Origin of the sequence: Mesorhizobium sp. (assembly GCF_004962245.1) — a bacterium.
Classification (GTDB): domain Bacteria; phylum Pseudomonadota; class Alphaproteobacteria; order Rhizobiales; family Rhizobiaceae; genus Mesorhizobium.
Genome location: NZ_SUHQ01000032.1, coordinates 26,917 through 50,209, shown reverse-complemented (window position 1 = coordinate 50,209; position 23,293 = coordinate 26,917). Strand labels below are relative to the sequence as shown.

Annotated in this window: 23 protein-coding genes; 19 read left to right on the top strand and 4 right to left on the bottom strand. The window is 62.4% G+C overall.

Annotation, left to right across the window (positions count from 1 at the left end; all coding sequences use genetic code 11):
* Positions 1 to 153 precede the first annotated feature (153 nt).
* Entirely contained in the window at positions 154 to 1,419 is a 1,266-nt protein-coding gene (locus tag E5X88_RS27535; protein WP_292166918.1) for an NAD(P)/FAD-dependent oxidoreductase, read from the top strand.
* Between the two features lie 111 nt (positions 1,420 to 1,530).
* Here the strand turns inward: E5X88_RS27535 and E5X88_RS27530 are convergent, their stop codons facing one another.
* Positions 1,531 to 2,520 (bottom strand): glycerophosphodiester phosphodiesterase family protein, encoded by a 990-nt coding sequence (locus E5X88_RS27530; RefSeq protein ID WP_292166916.1) that lies wholly within the window; start codon positions 2,518 to 2,520, stop codon positions 1,531 to 1,533.
* A 130-nt stretch (positions 2,521 to 2,650) separates the two neighbouring features.
* Positions 2,651 to 3,907: a cyclopropane-fatty-acyl-phospholipid synthase family protein gene (locus E5X88_RS27525; protein WP_292166914.1), complete on the bottom strand. Its 1,257-nt coding sequence runs from the start codon at positions 3,905 to 3,907 to the stop codon at positions 2,651 to 2,653.
* A gap of 361 nt (positions 3,908 to 4,268) precedes the next feature.
* Between E5X88_RS27525 and E5X88_RS27520 the strand changes: the two genes are divergently transcribed.
* From E5X88_RS27520 to E5X88_RS27450, 15 genes are all read left to right on the top strand, one after another.
* Positions 4,269 to 4,403, top strand: a complete 135-nt coding sequence (locus tag E5X88_RS27520; protein WP_292166911.1) for a hypothetical protein — start codon at positions 4,269 to 4,271, stop codon at positions 4,401 to 4,403.
* A gap of 97 nt (positions 4,404 to 4,500) precedes the next feature.
* Positions 4,501 to 4,791 (top strand): Dabb family protein, encoded by a 291-nt coding sequence (locus tag E5X88_RS27515; protein ID WP_292166908.1) that lies wholly within the window; start codon positions 4,501 to 4,503, stop codon positions 4,789 to 4,791.
* Positions 4,792 to 5,104: 313 nt separating this feature from the next.
* Positions 5,105 to 6,016 carry a VOC family protein gene (locus E5X88_RS27510; RefSeq protein ID WP_292166905.1) on the top strand — a complete coding sequence of 304 codons (912 nt, stop codon included), beginning with the start codon at positions 5,105 to 5,107 and terminating at the stop codon, positions 6,014 to 6,016.
* Positions 6,013 to 6,843 carry a 3-deoxy-8-phosphooctulonate synthase gene (gene kdsA / locus E5X88_RS27505; protein ID WP_292166903.1) on the top strand — a complete coding sequence of 277 codons (831 nt, stop codon included), beginning with the start codon at positions 6,013 to 6,015 and terminating at the stop codon, positions 6,841 to 6,843. The genes E5X88_RS27510 and kdsA overlap by 4 nt, the downstream gene beginning before the upstream one ends.
* A 96-nt stretch (positions 6,844 to 6,939) precedes the next feature.
* Positions 6,940 to 7,305, top strand: coding sequence for a PRC-barrel domain-containing protein (locus E5X88_RS27500; RefSeq protein WP_292166900.1), 366 nt, complete (start codon positions 6,940 to 6,942; stop codon positions 7,303 to 7,305).
* A gap of 379 nt (positions 7,306 to 7,684) precedes the next feature.
* Complete coding sequence (eno, locus tag E5X88_RS27495; protein WP_292166898.1) at positions 7,685 to 8,959, top strand: phosphopyruvate hydratase; 1,275 nt, start codon at positions 7,685 to 7,687, stop codon at positions 8,957 to 8,959.
* 154 nt (positions 8,960 to 9,113) lie between these two features.
* Positions 9,114 to 9,437 carry a septum formation initiator family protein gene (locus E5X88_RS27490; RefSeq protein WP_292166895.1) on the top strand — a complete coding sequence of 108 codons (324 nt, stop codon included), beginning with the start codon at positions 9,114 to 9,116 and terminating at the stop codon, positions 9,435 to 9,437.
* 171 nt (positions 9,438 to 9,608) lie between these two features.
* The gene (pdhA, locus tag E5X88_RS27485; protein ID WP_292166893.1) at positions 9,609 to 10,655 is read left to right on the top strand and encodes a pyruvate dehydrogenase (acetyl-transferring) E1 component subunit alpha; all 1,047 of its coding nucleotides are present in this window, start codon (positions 9,609 to 9,611) and stop codon (positions 10,653 to 10,655) included.
* Positions 10,656 to 10,670: 15 nt separating this feature from the next.
* The gene (locus E5X88_RS27480; RefSeq protein ID WP_292166890.1) at positions 10,671 to 12,077 is read left to right on the top strand and encodes a pyruvate dehydrogenase complex E1 component subunit beta; all 1,407 of its coding nucleotides are present in this window, start codon (positions 10,671 to 10,673) and stop codon (positions 12,075 to 12,077) included.
* Between the two features lie 18 nt (positions 12,078 to 12,095).
* Complete coding sequence (locus E5X88_RS27475) at positions 12,096 to 13,484, top strand: pyruvate dehydrogenase complex dihydrolipoamide acetyltransferase (protein ID WP_292166887.1); 1,389 nt, start codon at positions 12,096 to 12,098, stop codon at positions 13,482 to 13,484.
* Between the two features lie 145 nt (positions 13,485 to 13,629).
* Complete coding sequence (locus tag E5X88_RS27470; protein ID WP_292166885.1) at positions 13,630 to 14,268, top strand: SGNH/GDSL hydrolase family protein; 639 nt, start codon at positions 13,630 to 13,632, stop codon at positions 14,266 to 14,268.
* Between the two features lie 19 nt (positions 14,269 to 14,287).
* Positions 14,288 to 15,733 (top strand): dihydrolipoyl dehydrogenase, encoded by a 1,446-nt coding sequence (gene lpdA, locus E5X88_RS27465; RefSeq protein WP_292166882.1) that lies wholly within the window; start codon positions 14,288 to 14,290, stop codon positions 15,731 to 15,733.
* Positions 15,734 to 15,847: 114 nt separating this feature from the next.
* Positions 15,848 to 16,105 (top strand): GlsB/YeaQ/YmgE family stress response membrane protein, encoded by a 258-nt coding sequence (locus E5X88_RS27460; protein ID WP_292166880.1) that lies wholly within the window; start codon positions 15,848 to 15,850, stop codon positions 16,103 to 16,105.
* A 137-nt stretch (positions 16,106 to 16,242) separates the two neighbouring features.
* Complete coding sequence (gene lipA / locus E5X88_RS27455; protein WP_292166877.1) at positions 16,243 to 17,208, top strand: lipoyl synthase; 966 nt, start codon at positions 16,243 to 16,245, stop codon at positions 17,206 to 17,208.
* 12 nt (positions 17,209 to 17,220) lie between these two features.
* On the top strand, positions 17,221 to 17,679 hold the full coding sequence (locus E5X88_RS27450) for a type II toxin-antitoxin system RatA family toxin (RefSeq protein ID WP_292166874.1): 459 nt from the start codon (positions 17,221 to 17,223) through the stop codon (positions 17,677 to 17,679).
* Here E5X88_RS27450 and E5X88_RS27445 read toward each other — a convergent pair.
* Both E5X88_RS27445 and E5X88_RS27440 read right to left on the bottom strand, forming a co-directional pair.
* A complete protein-coding gene (locus E5X88_RS27445; RefSeq protein ID WP_292166872.1) occupies positions 17,655 to 18,164 on the bottom strand; it encodes a CinA family protein in 510 nt (169 codons plus the stop codon). The genes E5X88_RS27450 and E5X88_RS27445 overlap by 25 nt on opposite strands.
* Entirely contained in the window at positions 18,161 to 19,387 is a 1,227-nt protein-coding gene (locus tag E5X88_RS27440; RefSeq protein WP_292166869.1) for a bifunctional 2-C-methyl-D-erythritol 4-phosphate cytidylyltransferase/2-C-methyl-D-erythritol 2,4-cyclodiphosphate synthase, read from the bottom strand. Before E5X88_RS27440 ends, E5X88_RS27445 begins: the two co-directional genes overlap by 4 nt.
* 245 nt (positions 19,388 to 19,632) lie before the next feature.
* Here E5X88_RS27440 and dusB point away from each other — a divergent pair, with 245 nt between their 5' ends.
* From dusB to ntrC, 3 genes are read left to right on the top strand one after another with little or no spacing between them, the layout of a single operon-like run.
* On the top strand, positions 19,633 to 20,661 hold the full coding sequence (gene dusB, locus E5X88_RS27435) for a tRNA dihydrouridine synthase DusB (RefSeq protein WP_292166866.1): 1,029 nt from the start codon (positions 19,633 to 19,635) through the stop codon (positions 20,659 to 20,661).
* Positions 20,658 to 21,800 (top strand): nitrogen regulation protein NR(II), encoded by a 1,143-nt coding sequence (locus tag E5X88_RS27430; RefSeq protein WP_292166863.1) that lies wholly within the window; start codon positions 20,658 to 20,660, stop codon positions 21,798 to 21,800. The genes dusB and E5X88_RS27430 overlap by 4 nt, the downstream gene beginning before the upstream one ends.
* Positions 21,797 to 23,257, top strand: a complete 1,461-nt coding sequence (ntrC, locus tag E5X88_RS27425; protein WP_292166860.1) for a nitrogen regulation protein NR(I) — start codon at positions 21,797 to 21,799, stop codon at positions 23,255 to 23,257. Before E5X88_RS27430 ends, ntrC begins: the two co-directional genes overlap by 4 nt.
* Positions 23,258 to 23,293: the final 36 nt, after the last annotated feature.

Here is a 23,293-nt window from a genome sequence, read left to right as displayed (position 1 = left end):
ATGAAATTATACGCGGCGGCAGGATAGGGCATGTACATACGCGACATCTTAGGCCGGGCAGTCGGCAAAGTCGGATGTTGTTGCAGTGCACAAAAATACCTATACCAGCCCTGGCGAAATTGCTCTTCAGCCTGATCTCCCGGAGTGAGTGAGATGAACGGACCCAGCCAACATGTCGTCGTCGTCGGGGCGGGGTTTGGGGGTCTCGAATTCACCCGCGCGCTTGCCGGTGCGCCAGTGCGCATCACCATGATCGACAAGCGCAACCACCATCTCTTCCAGCCGCTGCTCTACCAGGTGGCGACCACGGCGCTCGCCACCTCGGAAGTCGCCTGGCCGATCCGCCATCTCCTGCGCAAGCGCAAGGACGTGGCGACGCTGCTCGCCACCGTCCGCGGCGTCGACCGCGCCGGCAAACGCGTGCTGCTCGATGATGGCGATGCAGTCGCTTACGACACGCTCCTGCTGGCCACCGGCGCCCGCCACGCCTATTTCGGCCATGACGAATGGGAGCCTTTCGCGCCGGGGCTGAAGACGCTGGAGGATGCCACCACCATTCGACGGCGCATCCTGCTCGCCTTCGAGCAAGCCGAGCGGGAGACCGATCCCGCCAAGCGCCAGGCGCTGCTGACGCTGGCGATCGTCGGCGGCGGACCGACCGGCGTGGAACTGGCCGGCACCATTGTCGAACTGGCGCACGACACGCTGCGCGGCGAGTTCCGCAACATCGATACGCGACAGACGCGCGTGGTGCTGATCGAGGCCGGCGACCGCATCCTTCCCAATTTCGCGCCGAAACTCTCCGGCTATGCCAAGAAGGCGCTCGAGCGGCTTGGCGTCACGGTCGAACTCGGCCGGCCCGTTACACGCTGCGATGCCGAGGGCGTCGTCTTCGGCGAAACGCACCTGCCGGCCAGGACAATCCTGTGGGCGGCGGGGGTCGCCGCTTCGCCGGCCGCCGAATGGCTGGGGGCGGCAGCGGATCGCGCGGGCAGGGTGCTGGTCGAGTCCGACCTGACCGTGCCGGGGAGCCCGGAGATTTTCGTCATCGGTGACGCTGCGCACGCCCTGCGGCCCGATGGCCGGATGGTGCCCGGCGTAGCACCCGCCGCCAAACAGCAGGGTTGGCATGTCGCAGCGACGATCAAGGCCCGGCTTGCCGGCGACGCAACCCCGCGTCCCTTCCGCTACAAGCATGACGGCGATCTGGCGACGATCGGCAAGCGCGCCGCCGCGATCGATTTCGGCTGGATCAAGCTCACCGGCTGGCCGGCCTGGTGGCTATGGGGTCTCGCGCACATCTACTTCCTGATCGGCTTCCGGAACCGGCTTGCGGTTTCGCTGAGCTGGCTATGGATCTACGTGACAGGTCAGCGCAGCGCGCGGCTGATCACCCAGGGCGATGACGACAAGAGCTGACGTTTGCCAAGTGCCGCATCACGCTTTGAAAGTCAGCTTTTTGCGAAAGCGAGGTTTGCGCGTCGATTCGAAATCATGCCAATTCTAACCGAAGCGCGGTCTTCGTCGCCTTCACGCAGGTGGGCCAAAACGCCGCTTGATCACGGGCATGACAAGGTCCAGCGCATCCGTGGAAATGCCGCCGGAATAGCCGTCAGGCAACTGGTCGATCAGTTGGGGATCGTCGAGCCCTTGTGAAAAGCCGCCGCCGGCATAGGGGCCGAGCAGGTAGATGCGGGTGTCGACGCTGTCCATCCGGTCCAGAAAACGGTCAGGCCAGCCCCAGAGCCATTGGGCGACGTTGATCGGGATGAGCAAGGTGTCTCGCCGGCACGCTTCCGGAACGTAGCCGCTCCAGCCGAGCGCTGCATAGCGCAGGATGCATCGGGTCAGCGACGCACGGCTCAGCGTGTGCATGTCCGGCAGCGCCGCCTTGACCGCCGCGACCGGCCTATCGCCGCCATAGACTGTCAGGCTGGCACGCTCGGCTGGCGCCAGCGTGGCGAGCCAGGCGGCCAATGCCTCGCCTTCCCCCGGGTCGTTGCTCTTGATGTTGATGTTGAAACGGCGGTTCGGGAAGCGCTGCAGGACCTCGTCCAGTGACGGCATCATGCCGATCCCCTTGCCGCGGAACGGGAAGGTCTTGCCACCATCCGCCGTGTAGCCAAAGCCCACATCGAGCATCCTCAATTCGGACATGGCATGGGTGCGCGTTTCTCCCTTGCCTTCGGTGCGGCAGTCCAGCGTCCAGTCGTGGAAGACCGCGAACTTGCCGTCCGTGGTCGGGTGGACGTCGAGTTCGAGCGCGTCCGCGCCAAGCGCGAAGGCGGCTTCCATCGAGGGGATCGTGTTTTCAAGGAAAGGATGGCGTGGCGGCAGCATGCGTTCGGCCGTGCAGGTGTCGGAGCCGAGATCCTTGCGGTCGAAATCTTGGGCCAAGCCACGATGCGCAAGCACGGCCGGGGTGCCGGCCGGACGGCTCGACAGCAGCGGGCTGTTGTTGAGCCAGATGCCGCCCGCAGCGACAACAATGGCAATGAGGAGGATTGTCCGTTTGCGCATGATGTGATTCCGATTCTTGCGCCGCATCTTGCGTCGGGATCGGACTTTTTCACGGCAATCGCCCAATGATGCGACGGCCCAAAGATGCCAACAGATTCAAAGAGACAGTGATTGCGATGACGTCGCCGGCCTAGGCCCTGTAAACCACCTGGCGGACATCGATGTAGCTGGCGCGAAATCCAGCCTCGCAATAGTGCAGGTAAAACTCCCAGAGCTTCTTGAAGCGGTCATCGAAACCGAGCGGGACGATCTTTTCCCATGACGCCCAGAAGCGCTGGCGCCATTCGGCGAGCGTGCGGGCATAGTCGTCCGGGAATATGCGCTCCCGCAGATGAGCAAGGCCATGGTCTTTGCCGAGCGTCTTTAGGATCGACGGCGTCGGCAGCATGCCGCCCGGGAAGACGTAGCGCTGGATGAAATCCGGCCGGGCGCGATAGGTGTCGTAGGCTTTCTCGTTGATGGTGATGATCTGCAGGCCTGCGGTGCCGCCAGGCCGCAGGCAATCCTTCATCTTGCCGAAAAACACCGGCCAGTATTTTTCGCCGACCGCCTCGAACATCTCGATCGAGGCGATGCGGTCGTAGGATCCGGTTTCGTCGCGGTAGTCCTGCAGCTTGATGTCGACCTTGTCGGCGAGACCGGCCTTCTGGACGCGCGCTCTGGCGAAATCATGCTGCTCGCGGCTGATGGTCAAGCCGGTGACGCGGCAGCCGATCTCGCGCGCGGCGAATTCGGCAAAGCCGCCCCAGCCGCAACCGATTTCCAGAACATGGTCTTTCGCGCCGATGTCCGTGTCCTTGGCCAGCGCGCGATATTTGGCGGCTTGCGCGCTCTCCAGATCGTTGGCGCCAGTCGTATAGAGCGCCGACGAATAGGTCATGCTCGGATCCAGCCATTCCTTGTAAAAGGCGTTGCCGAGATCGTAATGCGCCGAAATGTTGCGCTTCGAACCGCTGCGGGTGTTTTGGTTGAGCCAGTGGCGGACACGCTGGACGGCGTTGATCAGCCAACTGGCGCCGCCGGCGATGCGCTCTCCGATTTCCGAATTGACCACGAACAGTTCCAGGAAACTGGTCACATCGGGACTGTCCCAATCGCCGTCCATGTAGGATTCGGCGATGCCGATGGTGCCGCTGGTGAACGCGCGACCAGGCAAGCGCCAATTCTTGAGCACCAGTTCGGCGTCCGGACCCGGCGCCTTGCCGCCGACCAGGACGGCGCGACCGTCCGGCATCCTCACCTTGAGCGAGCCACGCGGCAGGTTCATCGCCGCCGACAATACCATGCGCGCCTTGGCCGGCAGGCCTTTGACGGTTTCGGCGAAATTGAATTCGTCCAGCCTGACCGCGTCGCCGGACGCAATGTCGGTATATTCCTTGTAACCCATGTCACGCCCCCGGACTTCTGCGGAGCCGGCGCGCAAAATCGCCATTTTCCGCACCCCGCAGTTCATTCGCCAGGTTCGACGCTCTCTGATCGGAGTAGCTCGCCGTTCGGTACGGCGGGCCTGAACCAAAGCGCACCCCTTGAGCAGAGTTTCGGCACTTTCCGGTGAACCCCGCCGCCAATCTTTCACGTCATCGATGCGAACTTCAAGAGGCAAGGCGGGAACTGGCTGGGCCAGGCGGCGGCCTCCGGCCTTTCGTCGACTTCACGACGGCAAGGCAAGCAGAAAGATTTCGGGGGAGGGCGCCAGTCAACGCCGGAATCACTATGGTTGCAGCCGCTGCCATGCGATAGTTTTAGCCATGCGTTATGTTATCGTCATCTGCGCCGTCACGTTCTTCCTGATCTGGGACGGGCTCTACAATCAGGGCAGCTATCTCGACACCACCGTCAGGGAGATAACGCGCATCGCGCGCTACATCACCAGCCTGGTGTAGCTTTCTTTCCCGCACATTGTCGGCGCGACATCGTGCCGGTTGACGCGACCGTTTTGCCCACACAAAACACGCTTGCATATCGATCGAGGAGGCTGGATTGATCCGGCATATCGTTTTTTTCAGCGCGCGGCACAAAGAGGATGTTGGGGCCGTACGCACGGGCTTGCTGGCGCTTGGCAACATTCCCCATTCCCGTCATTTCGAAGTGACGCTCAACACCAAGGTCGACCCGCTTTCGGACGAAATCGACGTCGTCGTCTATGCCGAGTTCGAGGATGATGCCGCTCTGGCCGCCTATAAGGCCCATCCGCTCTATGCCGAGACGACCAGCCAGGTCAAACCGCTGCGCGAACTGCGGTATTCTGCGGATGTTGTGGCGGCGACCTGAAGAGAAATCGGCCGAAGCAGGGAGCAACGTGCTACCTACTCCGTCTGAGAGGCGGTCGGTTCGGTCAGATCGGCGCCCGGCCGCTTGGGCGCATTCCAGACCAGCATGGCAAGAACGGCTATCGCGACGACCGCGGCCGCTATGAACATGATATTTCTCATTTGGATGACGTAGGTTGGTTTCCGGCAGCGGCAAGTATTTCGGAGCCCGCGTAACGGGATCCCGCGATCAGCGTATGAATCCTTGCGGCGTCAGGCGAGGCTCTTGAACCAACGTCCGGAATGATGCACACCGCGCCGGCATGACCGAGACGATGCCTGCAGGCCCTCATTCGCCAGACGCTTATCCGCCAGGTGCCTATCCGCTTGACCATCTTGTGCTGCCGACCGCGAGCCTCGACGTGGCGCGGGCGCGGCTGGTTTCGCTCGGCTTTGTCGTGGCACCGGCCGGCATCCATCCTTTCGGAACGGAAAACTGCTGCGTTTTCCTTGAAGACGGCACCTATCTCGAGCCGCTGGCGGTGGGCAACGCGCAGGCGGCGGCGAAAGCGATCGCGGACGGCAACGTCTTCGTCACGCGCGATCGTGCCTATCGCGACAAGCGCGGCAATGAGGGGTTTTCGGCCGTGGTGCTGGGCACCGGGAATGCGAAAGCCGATCACGCGCGCTATGTCGAAGCCGGCCTGTCGGCCGGAGACGTACTGAGCTTTTCGCGCGCCTTCACCGATGCGGCGGGAAAGAGCGACACGGCATCGTTCAAGCTGGCCTTCGCCTCCGGCGCCGGGGCGACGGACGCATTCCTGTTCGCCTGCGAGCGGATCAATGCGCCGAAAGTGGATCGCACCGCGCTGCAAATCCACGCCAATGGCGCAACGGGCATTGTCGAAGTCGTGGCGGTCAGCGACGAGCCATCCGTACAGCACCGGCTGATTTCGATCGCGGCGCGCAGTCCGGCGGCCGGACAGGTGAGCAGCACCGCGTTCGGCCTGCCGAACGCGACCTTGACCCTGCTTGACCCCGTCGCTTTCGAAACGCGCTTCGGCATAGCTGCCGGCGCGCCGTCGGAACTCCGCTTCGTGGGGGTAGTCTTTTCGGTTCGCCGCGCAGACGCCGTTGCAAAGCTGATTGCAGCCAGTTCCGTCGAATACGACATACGCGGCAATGACATTGTCGTGCGGCCGGCACCCGGGCAGGGTGCGGCCTTCATTTTCCGGGAGATCGCATGAGCAAGCCCAATTCCTCCGTCACCGTCGGCAATGTCGTCTTCGGCAATACCGCGCCGCTGTCGCTGATTGCCGGCCCGTGTCAGCTCGAATCGCGCCAGCACGCCTTCGACATGGCTGGCGCGCTGAAGGAAGTGACTGAGAAGCTGGGGCTGGGCCTGGTCTATAAGACCAGCTACGACAAGGCCAACCGCACCTCGCTTGGAGGCACGCGCGGCGCTGGGCTCGATGCAGCGCTGCCGGTGTTCGACGATCTGCGCAAGGCGTTTTCGCTGCCAATCCTGACCGATGTCCACACCGAGGAACAGTGCGCGGTCGTGGCGCCGCATGTCGATATCCTGCAGATTCCGGCTTTCCTCAGCCGCCAGACCGATCTGCTGATCGCGGCGGCACGAACCGGCAAGGTCGTCAATGTGAAGAAGGGCCAGTTCCTCGCGCCGTGGGACATGAAGAACGTCGTCGCCAAGATCACCGGTTCCGGCAACGCCAATGTGCTGGTCACCGAGCGCGGCGCGTCCTTCGGCTACAACACGCTGGTGTCCGATATGCGTGCTTTGCCGATCATGGCCGAGATCGGCGCGCCGGTGATTTTCGACGCCACGCATTCGGTGCAGCAGCCGGGCGGGCAGGGCAGCTCCACGGGTGGCGATCGGCGCTTCGTCGAGACGCTGGCGCGCGCCGCGGTGGCGGTCGGGGTCGCCGGCGTCTTCATCGAGACGCATCAGGATCCCGACAATGCACCGTCCGACGGCCCCAACATGGTACCCCTGAAGGATCTCTCGGCATTGCTCGAAAGGCTGATGGCGTTCGACCGCGTCGCCAAGGGCTGAACATGCCCCGCGCCGGGGTTGGCGTCGAAAAGTCTGGAACCTTCATCCGTGCCCCTCATTGTCAATGCATAGCGCCAACGACAAGAGGAGCACACCATGACGACCCAGACAGGACACACTGAAGCCATCGCTGCCTCGCGGGTGATCGGCACATCTGTCTACAACACCGAAGGCACGCACATCGGCGACATCGAGGACGTTATGCTCGATAAGTTGTCGAACGGCATAATGTTTGCCGTCATCGGCTTTGGCGGATTTCTCGGCATCGGCGAGAAATATCACGCCATTCCATGGGCGAGCCTCGACTATGACGAGAACAAGGGCGGCTACGTCGTGCCGTTCACGAAGGAGCAACTGAAGACGGCTCCTGCCTATTCGATCAACGAATTGACGGGCGCCGACGGCGAGGCCGCGCGTGATGCTTCATACAGCTACTACAAGGTCGAGCCTTACTGGCATTGACTAAGGTCTCCGGAATCAAAGAAGGCCCCCGGTTCACCGGGGGCCTTCTCTGTGAGATATCTACTCCGCTTGAAGGGTCGACAACTCTACCGCGCCTTGCTGAGGCTGCTGGGTGTCACACGACGTCAGGAATGCCGCCGCGATCAGGAACAAACTCACGATACCGCTCAACTGGGACATGGCGAAACTCCTCCTGTTTCGCCCCGCGCGGCTACAAGCATAAACCAGAAAGCCACATCCTGCCATGACATATGATGACATCAATTTGTGCTTCGTGAATCGCCAGGGCGGCAATATTTGAGGATGTCCCGATTGCGTTTTGCAGCACTTTGGCTAAGACGTGCGCGACGCTTCGTCAGATCAATCGGGGACATCGCAAATGACCGCCATCGTCGACATTGTCGGGCGTGAAATCCTGGACAGCCGCGGAAATCCGACCGTCGAGGTCGACGTCGTGCTCGAAGACGGCTCGATGGGCCGCGCTGCGGTACCTTCCGGCGCCTCGACCGGCGCGCATGAGGCGGTCGAACTGCGCGACGGCGGCGCCCGCTACCTCGGTAAGGGCGTCCTGCGGGCGGTGGAGGCCGTCAATGGCGAACTGTTCGAGGCGATCGGCGGCATGGAAGCCGAGAACCAGATCCACATCGACCAGACTATGATCGAGCTCGACGGCACACCCAACAAGAGCCGGCTCGGCGCCAACGCCATCCTCGGCGTGTCGCTGGCTGTTGCCAAGGCCGCGGCGGAAGCGGCTGGCCTGCCGCTCTACCGCTATGTCGGCGGCACTAAGGCGCATGTGCTTCCGGTGCCGATGATGAACATCATCAACGGTGGCGCCCATGCCGACAACCCGATCGACTTCCAGGAATTCATGATCCTGCCGATCGGAGCGCAGACGCTGCGCGACGGCGTGCGCTGGGGCTCGGAAATCTTCCATACGTTGAGGAAGCGGCTGAAGGACGCCGGCCATAACACCAATGTCGGCGACGAGGGCGGCTTCGCCCCGAACCTGAAAAGCGCGCCCGCTGCGCTCGATTTCATCATGGAATCGATCGAGAGGGCCGGCTTCAAGCCGGGCGAAGAGGTTGCGCTCGGCCTCGATTGCGCCGCGACCGAATTCTTCAAGGACGGCAACTACGTCTATGAAGGCGAGAGGAAGACCCGCGATCCGAAGGCCCAGGCTAAATATCTGGCCAAGCTCGCGACCGACTATCCGATCATCACGATCGAGGATGGGCTGGCCGAAGACGACTGGGACGGCTGGAAAACGCTGACCGACCTCATCGGCAAGAAGACCCAGTTGGTCGGCGACGATTTGTTCGTCACCAACACGGCGCGGCTACGCGACGGCATCCGCATGGGCGTCGCCAATTCGATCCTGGTCAAGGTCAACCAGATCGGCTCACTGACCGAAACGCTTGACGCCGTCGAGACCGCGCACAAGGCCGGCTACACCGCCGTCATGTCGCACCGCTCGGGCGAAACCGAAGATTCGACCATCGCCGATCTCGCCGTCGCCACCAATTGCGGGCAGATCAAGACAGGTTCTCTGTCGCGCTCGGATCGCATGGCCAAGTACAACCAGCTCATCCGCATCGAGGAAGAACTCGGCAAGCAGGCGCTCTACGCCGGCAAGTCGATCGTGAAAGGCTGACCCCACAAAAATATCCGAAACGAAAGGGCGGGGGCATTCCCGGCCCTTTTTTGTTTGAACACAGCCAAATCCGGGCATCCGTAACCGTCCATTAAGCACAATCGGGCGAAAAAAGACGCTGGGCTGTGAGTTCGCGGCCGCGAGGATTTGGATCATGTGGACACGTCAGCACAAGCAGAGAAACACCGGTCGGCTGATCATTCCTTCGCTCTGCGTGGCGTTCCTGACCTATTTCGGCTTTCACGCCTATCATGGCGAATTCGGCATCTATTCCAAATATCGGTTGGAGGCCGAAACTGTCGATCTGCAAGGTAAGGTCGATGCCGTCAAGGCGCGCCGGATCGACCTGGAGCGTCGCGTTCAACTCCTGCATCAGGGCACGCTGGAGAAAGACATGCTCGACGAGCAGGCACGCAAGGCGCTCAACATGTCCCATGCCGACGAAATTACCATCATGTTACCGGCTGCTGCAAGATAACCGAATTTCAGTTAATCGCCGATATTTTCAATGATTTTAATCGCTTAGATGCATGTCAGCCATGCATTTTTCGGCATGGCGAAACGCTTTCCCTCGTGTTAGCCTCCCCAAATCGGTGGGGAGAACTGATCTCCCTCAGTGTCCGCAAGAGACGCCAACAGGGAGTGATGCATGGCCACCGCCGCCAGAAAAGCGCCTGCCAAATCCAAATCCAGATCCGACGGCAAATCGGCGGGGCTTTCGGCTCCCAAGCCTGTCGACTTCACCAAGGACGAGGAGCTTGACGCCTACCGGCGCATGCTGCTTATCCGCCGCTTCGAGGAAAAGGCCGGCCAGCTCTACGGTATGGGCTTCATCGGCGGCTTTTGCCATCTCTATATCGGCCAGGAAGCAGTTGTCACCGGCATGAAGATGGCGCTGGTCGATGGCGACCAGATGATCACCGCCTACCGCGACCATGGTCACATGTTGGCGATGGAACTGTCCCCGCGCGGCGTCATGGCCGAGTTGACCGGGCGCCGCGGCGGCTTGTCCAGGGGCAAGGGCGGCTCCATGCACATGTTCTCCAAGGAGAAGCATTTTTACGGCGGCCACGGCATTGTCGGCGCGCAGGTTTCGCTCGGCACCGGCCTTGCCTTCGCCAATCGCTACCGTGACAACAACAATGTGACGCTGACCTATTTCGGCGACGGCGCCGCCAATCAGGGCCAGGTCTATGAAAGCTTCAACATGGCCTCGTTGTGGAAGCTGCCGGTGATCTACATCATCGAGAACAACCGCTATGCCATGGGCACCTCGGTTTCACGGTCGTCGGCCGAGACGGATTTTTCGCACCGCGGCGCCTCCTTCAAGATCCCCGGCATCCAGGTCGACGGCATGGATGTCCGCGCGGTCAAGGCAGCCGGCGATCTCGCCACCGAATGGTGCCGCGCCGGCAAAGGGCCGCTGATCCTCGAAATGCAGACCTACCGCTATCGCGGGCACTCGATGTCCGATCCGGCAAAGTACCGTTCCAAGGAAGAAGTGCAGAAGATGCGCTCCGAGCGAGACCCGATCGAGCAGGTCAAGGCGCGCCTGCTCGAGAAGAAGTGGGCGGATGAGGACGAGCTCAAGACCATCGACAAGGAGGTTCGCGACATCGTCGCGGACGCCGCCGAATTTGCCCAGAACGACGCGGAGCCGGATCCGTCCGAGCTCTGGACCGACATCGTACTGTAACGGGAGGGCAAGGACATGCCGATCGAAATTCTCATGCCCGCTCTCTCCCCGACGATGGAAGAGGGCAATGTTTCCAAATGGTTGAAGAACGAAGGCGACAAGATTGTCGCCGGTGACGTGATCGCCGAGATCGAGACCGACAAGGCAACGATGGAAGTCGAGGCCGTCGACGAAGGCACGCTGGCCAAGATCGTGGTTCCCGCAGGCACCGAAGGCGTCAAGGTCAACGCAGTGATCGCCGTGCTTGCGGTGGATGGCGAGGACATTGACGAGGCAGGCGAAGGCATCGGCGAGGAACCTGCCAAGGCTGAAGAGGAACCTGCCAAGGCTGAAACGGCGGCGCCGGCGCCTGCTGCGGCCAAGAGCGAGGCGGCAGCACCCGTTGCCGCTGCTCCGAAGGCCGAAATCGCCGCCGATCCCGACATCCCGGCCGGCACCGAAATGGTCTCGACCACGGTACGCGAAGCATTGCGCGATGCGATGGCCGAGGAAATGCGCCGCGACGAAGACGTCTTCGTCATGGGCGAGGAAGTTGCCGAGTACCAGGGCGCCTACAAGATCACGCAAGGGCTGCTGCAGGAATTCGGGCCGCGTCGCGTCGTCGACACGCCAATCACCGAGCACGGTTTTGCCGGCGTCGGCGTCGGGGCGGCGATGGCCGGCCTGAAGCCGATCGTCGAGTTCATGACCTTCAACTTCGCCATGCAGGCGATCGATCAGATCATCAACTCTGCTGCCAAGACGCTTTACATGTCCGGTGGCCAGATGGGCGCGCCGATCGTCTTTCGCGGGCCGAACGGCGCGGCTGCCCGCGTCGCCGCCCAGCATTCGCAGTGCTATGCCGCGTGGTACAGCCACATTCCCGGCCTGAAAGTGGTGATGCCCTACACCGCCGCTGATGCCAAGGGATTGCTGAAGGCCGCGATCCGCGACCCGAACCCGGTCATCTTCCTCGAGAACGAAATCCTCTACGGCCAGTCCTTCGACGTGCCGAAGATGGACGATTTCGTGCTGCCGATCGGCAAGGCGCGTATCCACAAATCAGGCAACGACGTCACCATCGTCTCCTTCGGCATCGGCATGACGTACGCGGTGAAGGCCGAGGCCGAATTGCGCGGCATGGGCATCGATGCCGAGATCATCGACCTCAGAACCGTCCGTCCGCTCGATTTCGACACCATCATCGCCTCGGTCAAGAAGACCAATCGCCTGGTCGTGGTCGAGGAAGGGTTTCCGCAGAGCTCGGTCGGCGACCATATCGCCAACCAGGTGTCGCAGCGCGCCTTCGATTTCCTCGACGCGCCGGTCATCACCATTGCCGGCAAGGACGTGCCGATGCCCTATGCGGCGAACCTCGAAAAGCTGGCGCTGCCCAATGTCGTCGAGGTCGTCGAGGCGGTCAAAGCCGTCACATATCGCTGAGCAGGGCGGGAGGACAAAATGCCGATCAACATCACCATGCCGGCCCTGTCGCCCACGATGGAAGAGGGCAATCTTTCCAAGTGGCTGGTCAAGGAGGGCGACAAGGTTTCGCCGGGCGACGTGATCGCCGAGATCGAGACCGATAAGGCGACGATGGAAGTCGAGGCCGTCGACGAAGGCACGGTCGCCAAGCTGGTCGTTCCGGCCGGCACCGAAGGTGTCAAGGTCAACGCGCTGATCGCCGTGCTCGCGGCCGAAGGCGAGGATGCGGGAGCTGCCGCGAAGAGTGGTGACGGCGCTGGCGCGCCAGCAAAGGCCGAGGCCAAGCAGGACAAGGCGCCAATCTCCCCACCCGTGGCGGAGATGTCGACGAAATCGACAGAGGGGGGCGCTGTCCCTCCTGCCGCAAAGAGCGAGGCGCCCCCCTCTGGCCTGCCGAGGGAGATCAGCCAATCGCCGGAAGGCCGCATCTTCGCTTCGCCGCTGGCCCGCCGCATCGCCCGGGAAGCCGGGGTCGACGTCTCGGCGGTGACCGGCTCCGGCCCGCACGGCCGTGTCGTCAAAGCCGATGTGGATGCAGCGATTTCCAGCGGCGGCGCCAAGGCGCCCGCTGCAAAAGCGGCGCCCGCCGGCGCTCCGGCGGCCGCACCAAAGGCGATGTCGGATGAGCAGGTGCTGAAACTGTTTGCCGAAGACTCTTACGAGCTTGTCCCGCACGACAACATGCGCAAGACCATCGCGCGTCGGCTCGTCGAGGCCACGACCACCATCCCGCATTTCTACCTGACGCTCGACTGCGAGCTCGACGCGCTTCTGGCGCTGCGCGCGCAGATCAACGCGGCTGCACCCATGAAGAAGACCGAAAAGGGCGAGGCGCCGGTCTACAAGCTGTCGGTCAACGACATGGTGATCAAGGCGATGGCAATGGCGCTTATGGCGGTGCCGGATGCCAATGCCTCATGGACCGAGAGCGCCATGGTCAAGCACAAGCATGCCGATGTCGGCGTCGCGGTATCGATCCCCGGCGGCTTGATCACGCCGATCATCCGGCGCGCCGACGAAAAGACGCTGTCGGTTATCTCCAACGAGATGAAGGATCTCGCCAGCCGTGCGCGCAGCCGTAAGCTGAAGCCGGAAGAGTATCAGGGCGGCACGACGGCGGTGTCCAATCTCGGCATGTTCGGCATCAAGGACTTTGCCGCCGTCATCAACCCGCCGCATGCGACGATTCTGGCCGTCGGCGCCGGCGAAGAGCGCGCGGTGGTCAAGAACGGCGAGATCAAGATCGCCACCATCATGTCGGTGACGCTGTCGACCGATCACCGCGCCGTCGACGGTGCACTCGGCGCCGAACTGCTCGTCGCCTTCAAGCGCATGATCGAAAACCCGATGGGCATGCTGGTCTAGAAAGGAAGAAGGCGGTGCGGAAATTCTTCACCAGCCTTTTTGCCTTCATCCTTCCCGGCATCATGGCGATCGTCATTCGATGGCTGTTCGTGCGCTGGCAGGTAAGACGTTCGCAGGCAGGCTTTGGCGGGAGCGGGATAAGCAGATGAAAACAGTTCTTTGCTACGGCGATTCGCTGACCTGGGGCTATGATGCGGCAAGCCTGGATCGCCACCCACTCCAGGACCGCTGGCCGAGCGTGCTGCAGGCTACGCTGGGCAATGGCGTGGAAGTCATTGCCGAAGGCCTGAACGGCCGCACCACGGCCTTCGACGACCACCTGGCCGGCGCCGACCGCAACGGCGCCAGAGTGCTGCCGACGGTCCTGATGACGCATGCGCCGATCGACCTGATCATCATCATGCTCGGCGCCAATGACATGAAGCCGTGGATCCACGGCAATCCGGTCGCCGCCAAGCAAGGCATCCAGCGCCTGATCGATATCGTGCGTGGTCACGACTACCCGTTCAATTGGCCGGCGCCGCAGATCCTGATCGTCGCGCCGCCGGCGGTCAGCCGCACGGAAAACGCCGAATTCAAGGAAATGTTCGCCGGCGGCGATGAAGCGTCGAAGCGGCTTGCACCACAATATTCCGCTCTTGCCGACGAAGCCGGCTGCGGCTTCTTCGATGCCGACACAGTGGCTGAGACCACGCCGCTCGATGGTGTCCATCTCGATGCGGAGAATACACGGAAAATCGGTCAGGCATTGGCGCCTATCGTGCGCATCATGCTGGAACTCTAGGGAAGCAGGGAGAAAATCCGTGGCTGAGAACTATGACGTCATCATCATCGGCTCCGGCCCCGGCGGCTACGTCACGGCGGTGCGTTCGGCCCAGCTCGGCTTCAAGACGGCGATCGTCGAGCGCGAACACCTCGGCGGCATCTGCCTCAACTGGGGCTGCATCCCGACCAAGGCGCTGCTGCGTTCGGCCGAGATCATGCACTATTCGGATCATCTGAAGGACTACGGCTTGAAGATCGACGGCAAGGTCAGCGTCGACACCGCTGCCGTGGTCGATCGTTCGCGAAAAGTCTCGCTGCGGTTGAACGCCGGCGTTGCCTTCCTGATGAAGAAGAACAAGGTCGATGTGATCTGGGGCGAAGCCAAGCTGTCCAAGCCCGGTGAAGTTGTTGCTTCGAAAACCTCCAAGAAGCCGATGGAGCCGCAGCCGCCGGCGCCCAAGGGCGTCAAGGGCGAGGGTACCTACACCGCAAAGCACATCATCCTGGCGACCGGCGCCAGGCCGCGGGCGCTGCCCGGCATCGAGCCCGACGGCAAGCTGATCTGGACCTATTTCGAGGCGATGGTGCCGAAGGAGATGCCGAAATCGCTGCTGGTGATGGGCTCGGGCGCGATCGGTATCGAGTTCGCTTCATTCTACCGTACCATGGGCGCGGAAGTGACGGTGGTCGAGCTGTTGCCGGCGGTTATGCCGGTCGAGGATGCCGAGATCTCGAAATTCGCGCAAAAGCAGTTCGAGAAGCAAGGCATGAAGATCATCCTCGAAGCCAAGGTGACCAAGGTCGAGAAATCAGCCAACTCGGTTACCGCGCATGTCGAGATGAAGGATGGCAAGGTCGAGAAGATCACCGCCGACCGGATGATCTCGGCCGTCGGCGTGCAGGGCAACATCGAGAATCTCGGCCTCGAAGCGCTCGGTGTGAAGACCGAACGCGGTTGCGTCGTCGTCGACGGCTACGGCAAGACCAATGTGCCCGGCATCTATGCCATTGGCGACGTCGCCGGCCCGCCCATGCTTGCCCACAAGGCCGAGCATGAGGGCGTCGTGTGCGTGGAAAAGATCGCCAACTTCCCCGGCGTGCACGCCACCGACAAGCTGAAGATTCCGGGCTGCACCTATTGCAACCCACAGGTTGCGTCCGTCGGGCTGACCGAAGCGAAGGCAAAAGCCGAGGGCAAGGACATCCGCGTCGGCCGCTTCCAGTTCGCTGCCAACGGCAAGGCCATCGCGCTCGGAGAGGACCAGGGCTTCGTCAAGACCATCTTCGACAAGAAGACCGGGCAGTTGCTTGGCGCGCATATGGTCGGCGCCGAGGTGACCGAGCTGATCCAGGGTTTTGTCGTGGCGATGAACCTGGAGACCACCGAGGAAGAGCTGATGCATACGATCTTCCCGCATCCGACGCTGTCGGAGATGATGAAGGAAAGCGTGCTCGACGCCTATGGCCGCGCGCTGAACGCATGATAGGTTGGCTGCGTGAGACTCACACGCAAGACAAGACCCGTGCGCAAGGCCTTGGGGAACTCAACGGCAAGGTAACTCGTTTCCGGATGCATTCATCATACGAGGAGAGGGCATATGGACGTGAACGGGGTAGGCTGGATAGCAGCCATCATCATCGGCGGTCTGGCGGGATGGCTCGCCGAGATGGTCATGAAGAGCAACACCGGCATCTTGATGAACATCATTCTTGGCATCGTCGGCGCTATCGTGCTGAATGCCATCCTGCAGGCGCTCAATATCGGCGTCTTCGGCGTCGGCTGGGTCGCCTATCTGATCACCGGTTTCATTGGCGCCTGCCTGCTGATCGCCGTTGGTCGCATGGTGCGCCGTTAGTCCCTGTCGATATTTGCTATGCGAAAAAGCCTGTGGCGGCATGCGCCGCCGCGGCCTTTTTCTTTGCGCCGAAAAGTCCTAGATGACTTGTGAAAAGCGAACGCCGGAAAGGCGATCGCGAATGAACCGGGTTTCAGATGGTCACCGTTCTCGACACGATCGCCAACACGCCGCGCCTGCGGCATCCCGAAAAGGCGCACAAGCCTGACCACGACGTGCTGCGCAAGCCGGACTGGATCCGGGTCAAGGCGCCGATGTCGAAGGGCTATGCCGAGACGCGCGAGATCGTGAAGTCGCACAAGCTGGTGACGGTGTGCGAAGAAGCCGGTTGCCCCAATATCGGCGAGTGTTGGGATAAGAAGCACGCCACTTTCATGATCATGGGCGAGATCTGCACGCGCGCCTGCGCCTTCTGCAACGTCGCCACCGGCATTCCGACCGCGCTCGATCCCGATGAACCGGCGCGCGTCGCCCACGCCGTCAAGCAGATGGGTCTGACCCATGTCGTCATCACGTCGGTCGACCGCGACGATCTCGCCGATGGTGGGGCTCAGCATTTTGCCGACGTCATTCGCGCCATAAGGGCGGCAACACCTTCGACGACGATCGAAATCCTGACGCCCGATTTCCTGCGCAAGGAAGGCGCGCTGGAGATCGTGGTGGCGGCGAAGCCGGACGTGTTCAACCACAATCTGGAGACCGTGCCGTCGAACTATCTGACAGTCCGGCCGGGTGCCCGCTATTTCCATTCGATCAGGCTGTTGCAGCGGGTCAAGGAACTCGATCCGTCGATCTTCACCAAATCCGGTATCATGGTTGGCCTGGGCGAAGAGCGGAACGAAATCCTGCAATTGATGGACGACCTGCGCTCGGCCAATGTCGACTTCATGACCATCGGCCAGTATCTGCAGCCGTCGAAAAAGCACCATCCGGTGATCCGCTTCGTAACGCCCGAGGAATTCAAGTCCTTCGAGACGATCGGCAAGACCAAAGGCTTCCTGCTGGTGGCGTCGAGCCCGCTGACGCGTTCGTCGCATCACGCCGGCGATGATTTCGCAAGGCTGCGAGCGGCGCGGGAAGCGTTCCTCAGGAAGTCCGCCTAACAAACTGGTTTCATGCCACAATTCGAAGCCCATCGCCGCGTCGCGCATACGCCGGAACAGATGTTTGCTCTGGTCGCCGATGTCGAATCCTATCCGCAGTTCCTTCCGCTTTGCGAGGCACTGACGGTCCGCTCGCGCAAGGAACGCGACGGACGCACCCTGCTCATCGCCGACATGAGCATTGGCTACAAGGCGATCCGCGAGACTTTCACCACGCAGGTGCTTTTGAAGCCTGACGAGAACGCCATCGACGTCAAATACATCGACGGCCCGTTTAAATATCTGAGCAATGTCTGGCGCTTCGAGCCGGACGACGGCGGTTGCAACGTCTGCTTCTTCATCGACTACGAATTCAAGAGCCGCATTTTGGGCGCGGTGATGGGAACGATGTTCGATCGCGCCTTCCGCATGTTCTCCGAGGCGTTCGAGAAGCGCGCCGACGCCATCTACGGGGCAATGCCGGCAGCCTGATCCGCAGCGAGCGCGCGCAGGCCCAGTTCAAGCGCATGCCTGACCGTCTCACGGCGGATGAAATCGCGGCCCTTGTCGGCGAACAACTGGCATTCGCTGACCACCGGCCGGCCAGTCAAGGCGACACCGAACCAGACCAGGCCAACGGGTTTTTCAGCCGAGGCGCCGCCTGGGCCGGCAATGCCGGTAACGGCAAGGGTTAGCCCGGCGCGCGAACGGGTCAGCGCGCCCTGCGCCATCTCGATCGCCGTTTCCCGCGAGACCGCGCCGTGCGCCTCAAGCGTTGCAGCGGAAACGCCGAGCATCTCCATCTTTGCTTCGTTGGAATAGGTGACGAAACCCCGGTCAACCACGGCCGAGGAGCCGGCGATATCGGTCAGGGCGGCGATGATCATACCGCCGGTACAGCTCTCGGCTGTCACCAGCATGATGCCGCGCTGCTGGCAGGCTTGAAGCAGGGCATCTGCGAGGCCGCTGTTGCTCATTCGGGGACGTCCCCTGGAAACACGACGCTGGCGGTCGCGATGGCCGCTATGCCTTCTTCGCGGCCGACAAAGCCGAGTTTTTCATTGGTCGTCGCCTTGATCGAGATGCGGTCCCGGGAAATTCCCAGCACTGCCGAAAGGGTTTTAGTCATCGCCTCGCGGTGCGGGCCGACGCGTGGCGCCTCGCAGATCAGCGTGATGTCGGCATTGGCGATACGCCCGCCGCGCGCGCGCACCAGCTTGGCCGCATGCTCGACGAAGATCCGCGAGGCCACGCCTTTCCACTGCGGATCCGACGGCGGGAAATGCGTGCCGATGTCGCCGGCGCCGCAGGTGGCGAGCAGCGCGTCGGTCAGGGCGTGCAGGCCGACATCCGCGTCCGAATGACCGGACAGTTTTTTGTCGTGCGGGATGGAGACGCCGCACAAGGTCACATGATCGCCGGGCTCGAAGGCATGGACGTCATAGCCGTTGCCGGTGCGGATGTCTGGAAAACGCGGCCGCTCACCGGAAAGCCGCTGATCCGCCATCGAAATATCCCTTGCCCAGGTCAGCTTGACATTGTCCGGCGAGCCCGGAACGATTTTCACCGGAATATGGGCCCATTCGGCAATCGCGGCATCGTCGGTGAAGTCCACCTTGCCGAGATGGTGCGCCTTTTCATGGGCGGCCAGGATCGGCCAGAACGGAAAGCCTTGCGGCGTCTGGGCGGCATGAAGCCCGTCCCTGGAAACCGTCTCACCGATTATCCCGGCGGCCGACTCACGCTTCAGCGTGTCGGCGACGGGCAGGGCAGGCAGCGCTCCCTGGCGTTCGCCGATGGCGGCGATTATACGGTCTATCAAGTCCGCGTCGACGAACGGCCGAACGGCATCATGGATCAGAACCTGACCCGGCGCATGGCTTCTTAGTGCAAGCAACCCGAGCCGAACGGAGTCCTGCCTGGACGCGCCACCGGTCACGGCGACGACCCGATCGGCGTTGCCTCCGGCGGCGCTGCGAAAAAGCGCGCTGTCGTCAGCGTGGATGGCGACGACGACAGGTCCGATTCTCGGATGCGCCAAAAACATGTCCAATGTGCGCGCGATGACCGCACGGCCACCGATCCTTTGGTATTGCTTCGGCCCGTCGGCCTGCCCGGCGCGCGCGCCGCGTCCGGCGGCGACGATAACCACGGCAACCTTGTCGTCCGCAGCTTGTTTTTCGCTTGCATCTTCTGTCATGCCGAGACGCTTAGCGCATGATCCCAAAAAAGTGGAATCGCTTTTCGGAAGAGATCATGCGCAGATGCAAAAATGCGGAAGCGTCCTTTGTGCGTCCCAAAAGGACGCACGGCGCTTTGGGCGCGGCATGTGCCGATCGCCGGCATTTTCCCAAATGCGCCTTAATGTGACGTCATTGCGCGTTGCACATTGCTGCCATTCTGGCTAGAGAATGTGCAGCAATCAAAAATGCTTGGTTTTTGTGCATGCGCGCTGTGACTAAATTGGCTTCGCCGTTGGATGTGGGTGGTGTGAGAATCCGCAATCGGGTCTTTCTCGCGCCTATGTCGGGAATATCAGATGAACCGTTTCGGCAGCGTGCCTATGCGCATGGCGCCGGATTGGTCGTTTCGGAAATGGTGGCGAGCGGCGAGCTTGCCAAGGGCAGAGCCGGTTGCGGCTTGCGCATCCGTCATTCCGGCCTGCCTGTTCATATGGTCCAGCTTGCCGGCCGCGAGGCGGCGCATATGGCCGAGGGCGCCCGAATCGCGGCGGGCGAGGGCGCCGACATCATCGACATCAATATGGGCTGCCCGGCCAAGAAGGTGACGGGCGGTTATGCCGGTTCGGCGCTGATGCGCGATCTCGATCACGCTCTGTCGCTGATCGAAGCGGTGGTCGGCGCCGTCGAGGTGCCGGTTACGGTCAAGATGCGGCTCGGCTGGGACGAAACCGCGCTCAACGCGCCGATTCTGGCGCGCCGCGCCGAGCAGGCGGGCGTCAAGATGGTGACGGTGCACGGCCGCACGCGTTGCCAGTTCTACCAGGGCCAGGCCGACTGGCGCGCCATCGCACGCATAAAGCAGGCTGTGTCGATCCCGGTTGTCGCCAATGGCGATGTCGGCTCGCCGGCGGAGGCAGCAATGATCCTCGACCAGTCGGGCGCCGACGCGGTGATGATCGGCCGCGCGCATTATGGCGCACCCTGGACGGCGGGCATCATCGCGGCAGCCGCGGCAAAAGAGGCAACGGCCGGCGTGCCCGAAAGCCCGCAAGCGCTGGCCGACTACGTCGTTGCCCACTACGAGGACATGCTGACGCTCTACGGCATCGAAAGCGGCGTGCGCCAGGCGCGCAAGCATCTTGGCTGGTATCTCGACCGCCACGCCGCTGGCGTCGTCGGTGAACAGCGAAAGGCCATCCTCACCTCCTTCGAGCCCGTCCGCGTCATCGCCGCGTTGCGCGAGGTGTTTTCAAGCGCTCGCGAGGCGATGAACCTGCGGAGCGCAGCATGAATGCCACCGTTGCACAGAGCATGGACATGGCGGACGCCGCTCACATCGTACTCAACACGATCCGTCGCCCGGTAATCATGGTCGATGCGGAGGGGTTCATCACCTTCGCCAATGCCGATGCCGAGGATTTCTTCCGCTCGAGCGCGACCATGCTCGCCCGTAACACACTACCCAAGCTCATTCCCTTCGGCAGCCCGCTGCTGACGCTTGTCGACCAGGTGCGGGAGCGCCGGGCGCCCGTCAACGAATACCGGGTCGATGTGTCGTCGCCGCGCCTTGGCATCGAGAAGGTCGTCGATCTCTACGTCGCGCCGGTGCCGGAATTTCCGGGCTCCGTGGTGGTGATGTTCCAGGAACGATCGATGGCCGACAAGATCGACCGGCAGATGACGCATCGCGGCGCGGCACGCTCGGTGACCGGCCTGGCCGCGATGCTCGCTCACGAGATCAAGAACCCACTGTCCGGCATTCGGGGCGCTGCCCAGCTGCTCGAACTCTCGGCTTCCGACGAGGATCGCGCGCTGACCCGGCTGATCACCGACGAGACCGACCGTATCGTCTCGCTGGTCGATCGCATGGAGGTGTTTTCCGACGAGCGGCCCATCGACCGTTATCCGGTCAACATCCATGTCGTACTGGACCATGTGAAGGCGATTGCCAAGAACGGTTTTGCCAAGCGAATCAAGATATTGGAGGATTATGATCCATCATTGCCTCCTGTCTTCGCCAACCGCGACCAGCTCATCCAGGTGTTCCTCAACCTGGTCAAGAATGCGGCCGAGGCCATCGGCGGCGACCCGCAAGGCGAGATCAGCCTGACGACCGCGTTCCGGCCGGGTATCCGGGTCTCCGTTCCGGGAACGCAAGGCCGTGTGTCGCTGCCGCTGGAGTTCTGCGTGCGCGACAACGGCTCCGGCGTTTCCGAAGATATCCTGCCGATCCTGTTCGACCCCTTCATCACCACCAAGCCGAACGGGTCGGGGCTTGGCTTGGCGCTGGTGGCGAAGATCGTCGGCGAGCATGGCGGCATCATCGAATGCGATTCGACGCCGCGCGGAACCACCTTCCGCATCCTGATGCCAGCCTGGAAAGAAACGCCGTTCGGCACAGACGATGATGGCGAAGGAGACCGCAAATGACTGTTCGCGGCAATATTCTCGTCGCCGACGACGATGCAGCCATCCGCACGGTCCTCAATCAGGCACTTTCGCGCGTCGGCCATGAGGTGCGCGTGACGTCCAACGCCTCGACGCTATGGCGCTGGGTGGCGGCGGGCGAGGGCGATCTCGTTATCACCGACGTGGTCATGCCGGACGAGAACGCCTTCGACATGCTGCCGCGCATCAAGAAGGCGCGGCCGGAACTGCCCGTCATCGTCATGAGCGCCCAGAACACGTTCATGACCGCGATTCGCGCTTCCGAAACCGGCGCCTACGAATATCTGCCGAAACCGTTCGACCTGACGGAGCTTCTCAACATCGTCAACCGGGCGCTTTCCGAGCCGCGGCGGCCGAAGATCGATGCGCGGGCCGACGAGCCACCGGAAACGATGCCGTTGGTCGGGCGCTCGGCCGCCATGCAGGATATCTACCGCATGCTGGCGCGCATGATGCAGACCGATCTGACGGTGATGATTTCAGGCGAATCGGGCACCGGCAAGGAACTGGTGGCGCGCGCATTGCACGAATACGGCCGTCGTCGTGGCGGCCCCTTCGTCGCGATCAACATGGCGGCGATCCCGCGCGACCTGATCGAATCGGAACTGTTCGGGCATGAAAAGGGCGCCTTCACCGGCGCGCAGAACCGCTCCACCGGCCGTTTCGAGCAGGCCGAAGGCGGCACGCTGTTCCTCGACGAGATCGGCGACATGCCGATGGAAGCGCAGACGCGTCTGCTGCGTGTCCTGCAGCAGGGCGAATACACCACCGTCGGCGGCCGCACGCCGATCAAGACCGACGTGCGCATCGTCGCCGCCACCAACAAGGATCTGCGCACGCTGATCAATCAGGGGCTTTTCCGCGAGGACCTGTTTTATCGCCTGAATGTCGTGCCGCTCAGGCTGCCGGCGCTACGCGAGCGGTCCGAGGACGTTCCGGATCTTGTCCGGCACTTCTTCAAGCTCGGCGCCAGTGAAGGCCTGCAGACCAAGCGCATTTCCACCGGCGGCATCGAGCTGATGAAGCGCTATCCGTGGCCCGGCAACGTGCGCGAACTCGAAAATCTTGTCCGCCGGCTGGCCGCGCTCTATTCGCAGGATGAGATTTCCGCCGAAGTCATCGAGGCGGAACTGAAGACCGGCGACAGGCCGGTCGTTCCCGGTGGCGGCAACCTTATTCCCGACGATCTGTCCATCGGCCAGGCGGTGGAACATTTCCTGCAACGCTATTTTGCGTCGTTCGCCGGCGAATTGCCGCCGGCCGGGCTCTATCAGCGCATTCTCTCCGAGGTAGAATATCCGCTGGTCCTTGCCTCGATGACGGCAACCCGCGGCAACCAGATCAAGGCTGCGGAACTGCTGGGGCTTAACCGCAACACGCTGCGCAAGAAGATCCGCGAACTCGGCGTCAACGTCTACAAATCGTCCAGGCAAGCATAGAGCGACGTGCGTCCATTCCGGACGTACGCGCTGGCA

Bases quoted from the DNA above. Each gene is read 5' to 3' on its own strand.
- E5X88_RS27535 (WP_292166918.1), top strand. From the start codon at position 154: ATGAACGGACCCAGCCAACATGTCGTCGTCGTCGGGGCGGGGTTTGGG.
- E5X88_RS27530 (WP_292166916.1), bottom strand. From the start codon at position 2,520: ATGCGCAAACGGACAATCCTCCTCATTGCCATTGTTGTCGCTGCGGGC.
- E5X88_RS27525 (WP_292166914.1), bottom strand. From the start codon at position 3,907: ATGGGTTACAAGGAATATACCGACATTGCGTCCGGCGACGCGGTCAGG.
- E5X88_RS27520 (WP_292166911.1), top strand. From the start codon at position 4,269: ATGCGTTATGTTATCGTCATCTGCGCCGTCACGTTCTTCCTGATCTGG.
- E5X88_RS27510 (WP_292166905.1), top strand. From the start codon at position 5,105: ATGCCTGCAGGCCCTCATTCGCCAGACGCTTATCCGCCAGGTGCCTAT.
- kdsA (WP_292166903.1), top strand. From the start codon at position 6,013: ATGAGCAAGCCCAATTCCTCCGTCACCGTCGGCAATGTCGTCTTCGGC.
- E5X88_RS27500 (WP_292166900.1), top strand. From the start codon at position 6,940: ATGACGACCCAGACAGGACACACTGAAGCCATCGCTGCCTCGCGGGTG.
- eno (WP_292166898.1), top strand. From the start codon at position 7,685: ATGACCGCCATCGTCGACATTGTCGGGCGTGAAATCCTGGACAGCCGC.
- E5X88_RS27490 (WP_292166895.1), top strand. From the start codon at position 9,114: ATGTGGACACGTCAGCACAAGCAGAGAAACACCGGTCGGCTGATCATT.
- pdhA (WP_292166893.1), top strand. From the start codon at position 9,609: ATGGCCACCGCCGCCAGAAAAGCGCCTGCCAAATCCAAATCCAGATCC.
- E5X88_RS27480 (WP_292166890.1), top strand. From the start codon at position 10,671: ATGCCGATCGAAATTCTCATGCCCGCTCTCTCCCCGACGATGGAAGAG.
- E5X88_RS27475 (WP_292166887.1), top strand. From the start codon at position 12,096: ATGCCGATCAACATCACCATGCCGGCCCTGTCGCCCACGATGGAAGAG.
- E5X88_RS27470 (WP_292166885.1), top strand. From the start codon at position 13,630: ATGAAAACAGTTCTTTGCTACGGCGATTCGCTGACCTGGGGCTATGAT.
- E5X88_RS27460 (WP_292166880.1), top strand. From the start codon at position 15,848: ATGGACGTGAACGGGGTAGGCTGGATAGCAGCCATCATCATCGGCGGT.
- lipA (WP_292166877.1), top strand. From the start codon at position 16,243: ATGGTCACCGTTCTCGACACGATCGCCAACACGCCGCGCCTGCGGCAT.
- E5X88_RS27450 (WP_292166874.1), top strand. From the start codon at position 17,221: ATGCCACAATTCGAAGCCCATCGCCGCGTCGCGCATACGCCGGAACAG.
- E5X88_RS27445 (WP_292166872.1), bottom strand. From the start codon at position 18,164: ATGAGCAACAGCGGCCTCGCAGATGCCCTGCTTCAAGCCTGCCAGCAG.
- E5X88_RS27440 (WP_292166869.1), bottom strand. From the start codon at position 19,387: ATGACAGAAGATGCAAGCGAAAAACAAGCTGCGGACGACAAGGTTGCC.
- dusB (WP_292166866.1), top strand. From the start codon at position 19,633: ATGCGCGCTGTGACTAAATTGGCTTCGCCGTTGGATGTGGGTGGTGTG.
- E5X88_RS27430 (WP_292166863.1), top strand. From the start codon at position 20,658: ATGAATGCCACCGTTGCACAGAGCATGGACATGGCGGACGCCGCTCAC.
- ntrC (WP_292166860.1), top strand. From the start codon at position 21,797: ATGACTGTTCGCGGCAATATTCTCGTCGCCGACGACGATGCAGCCATC.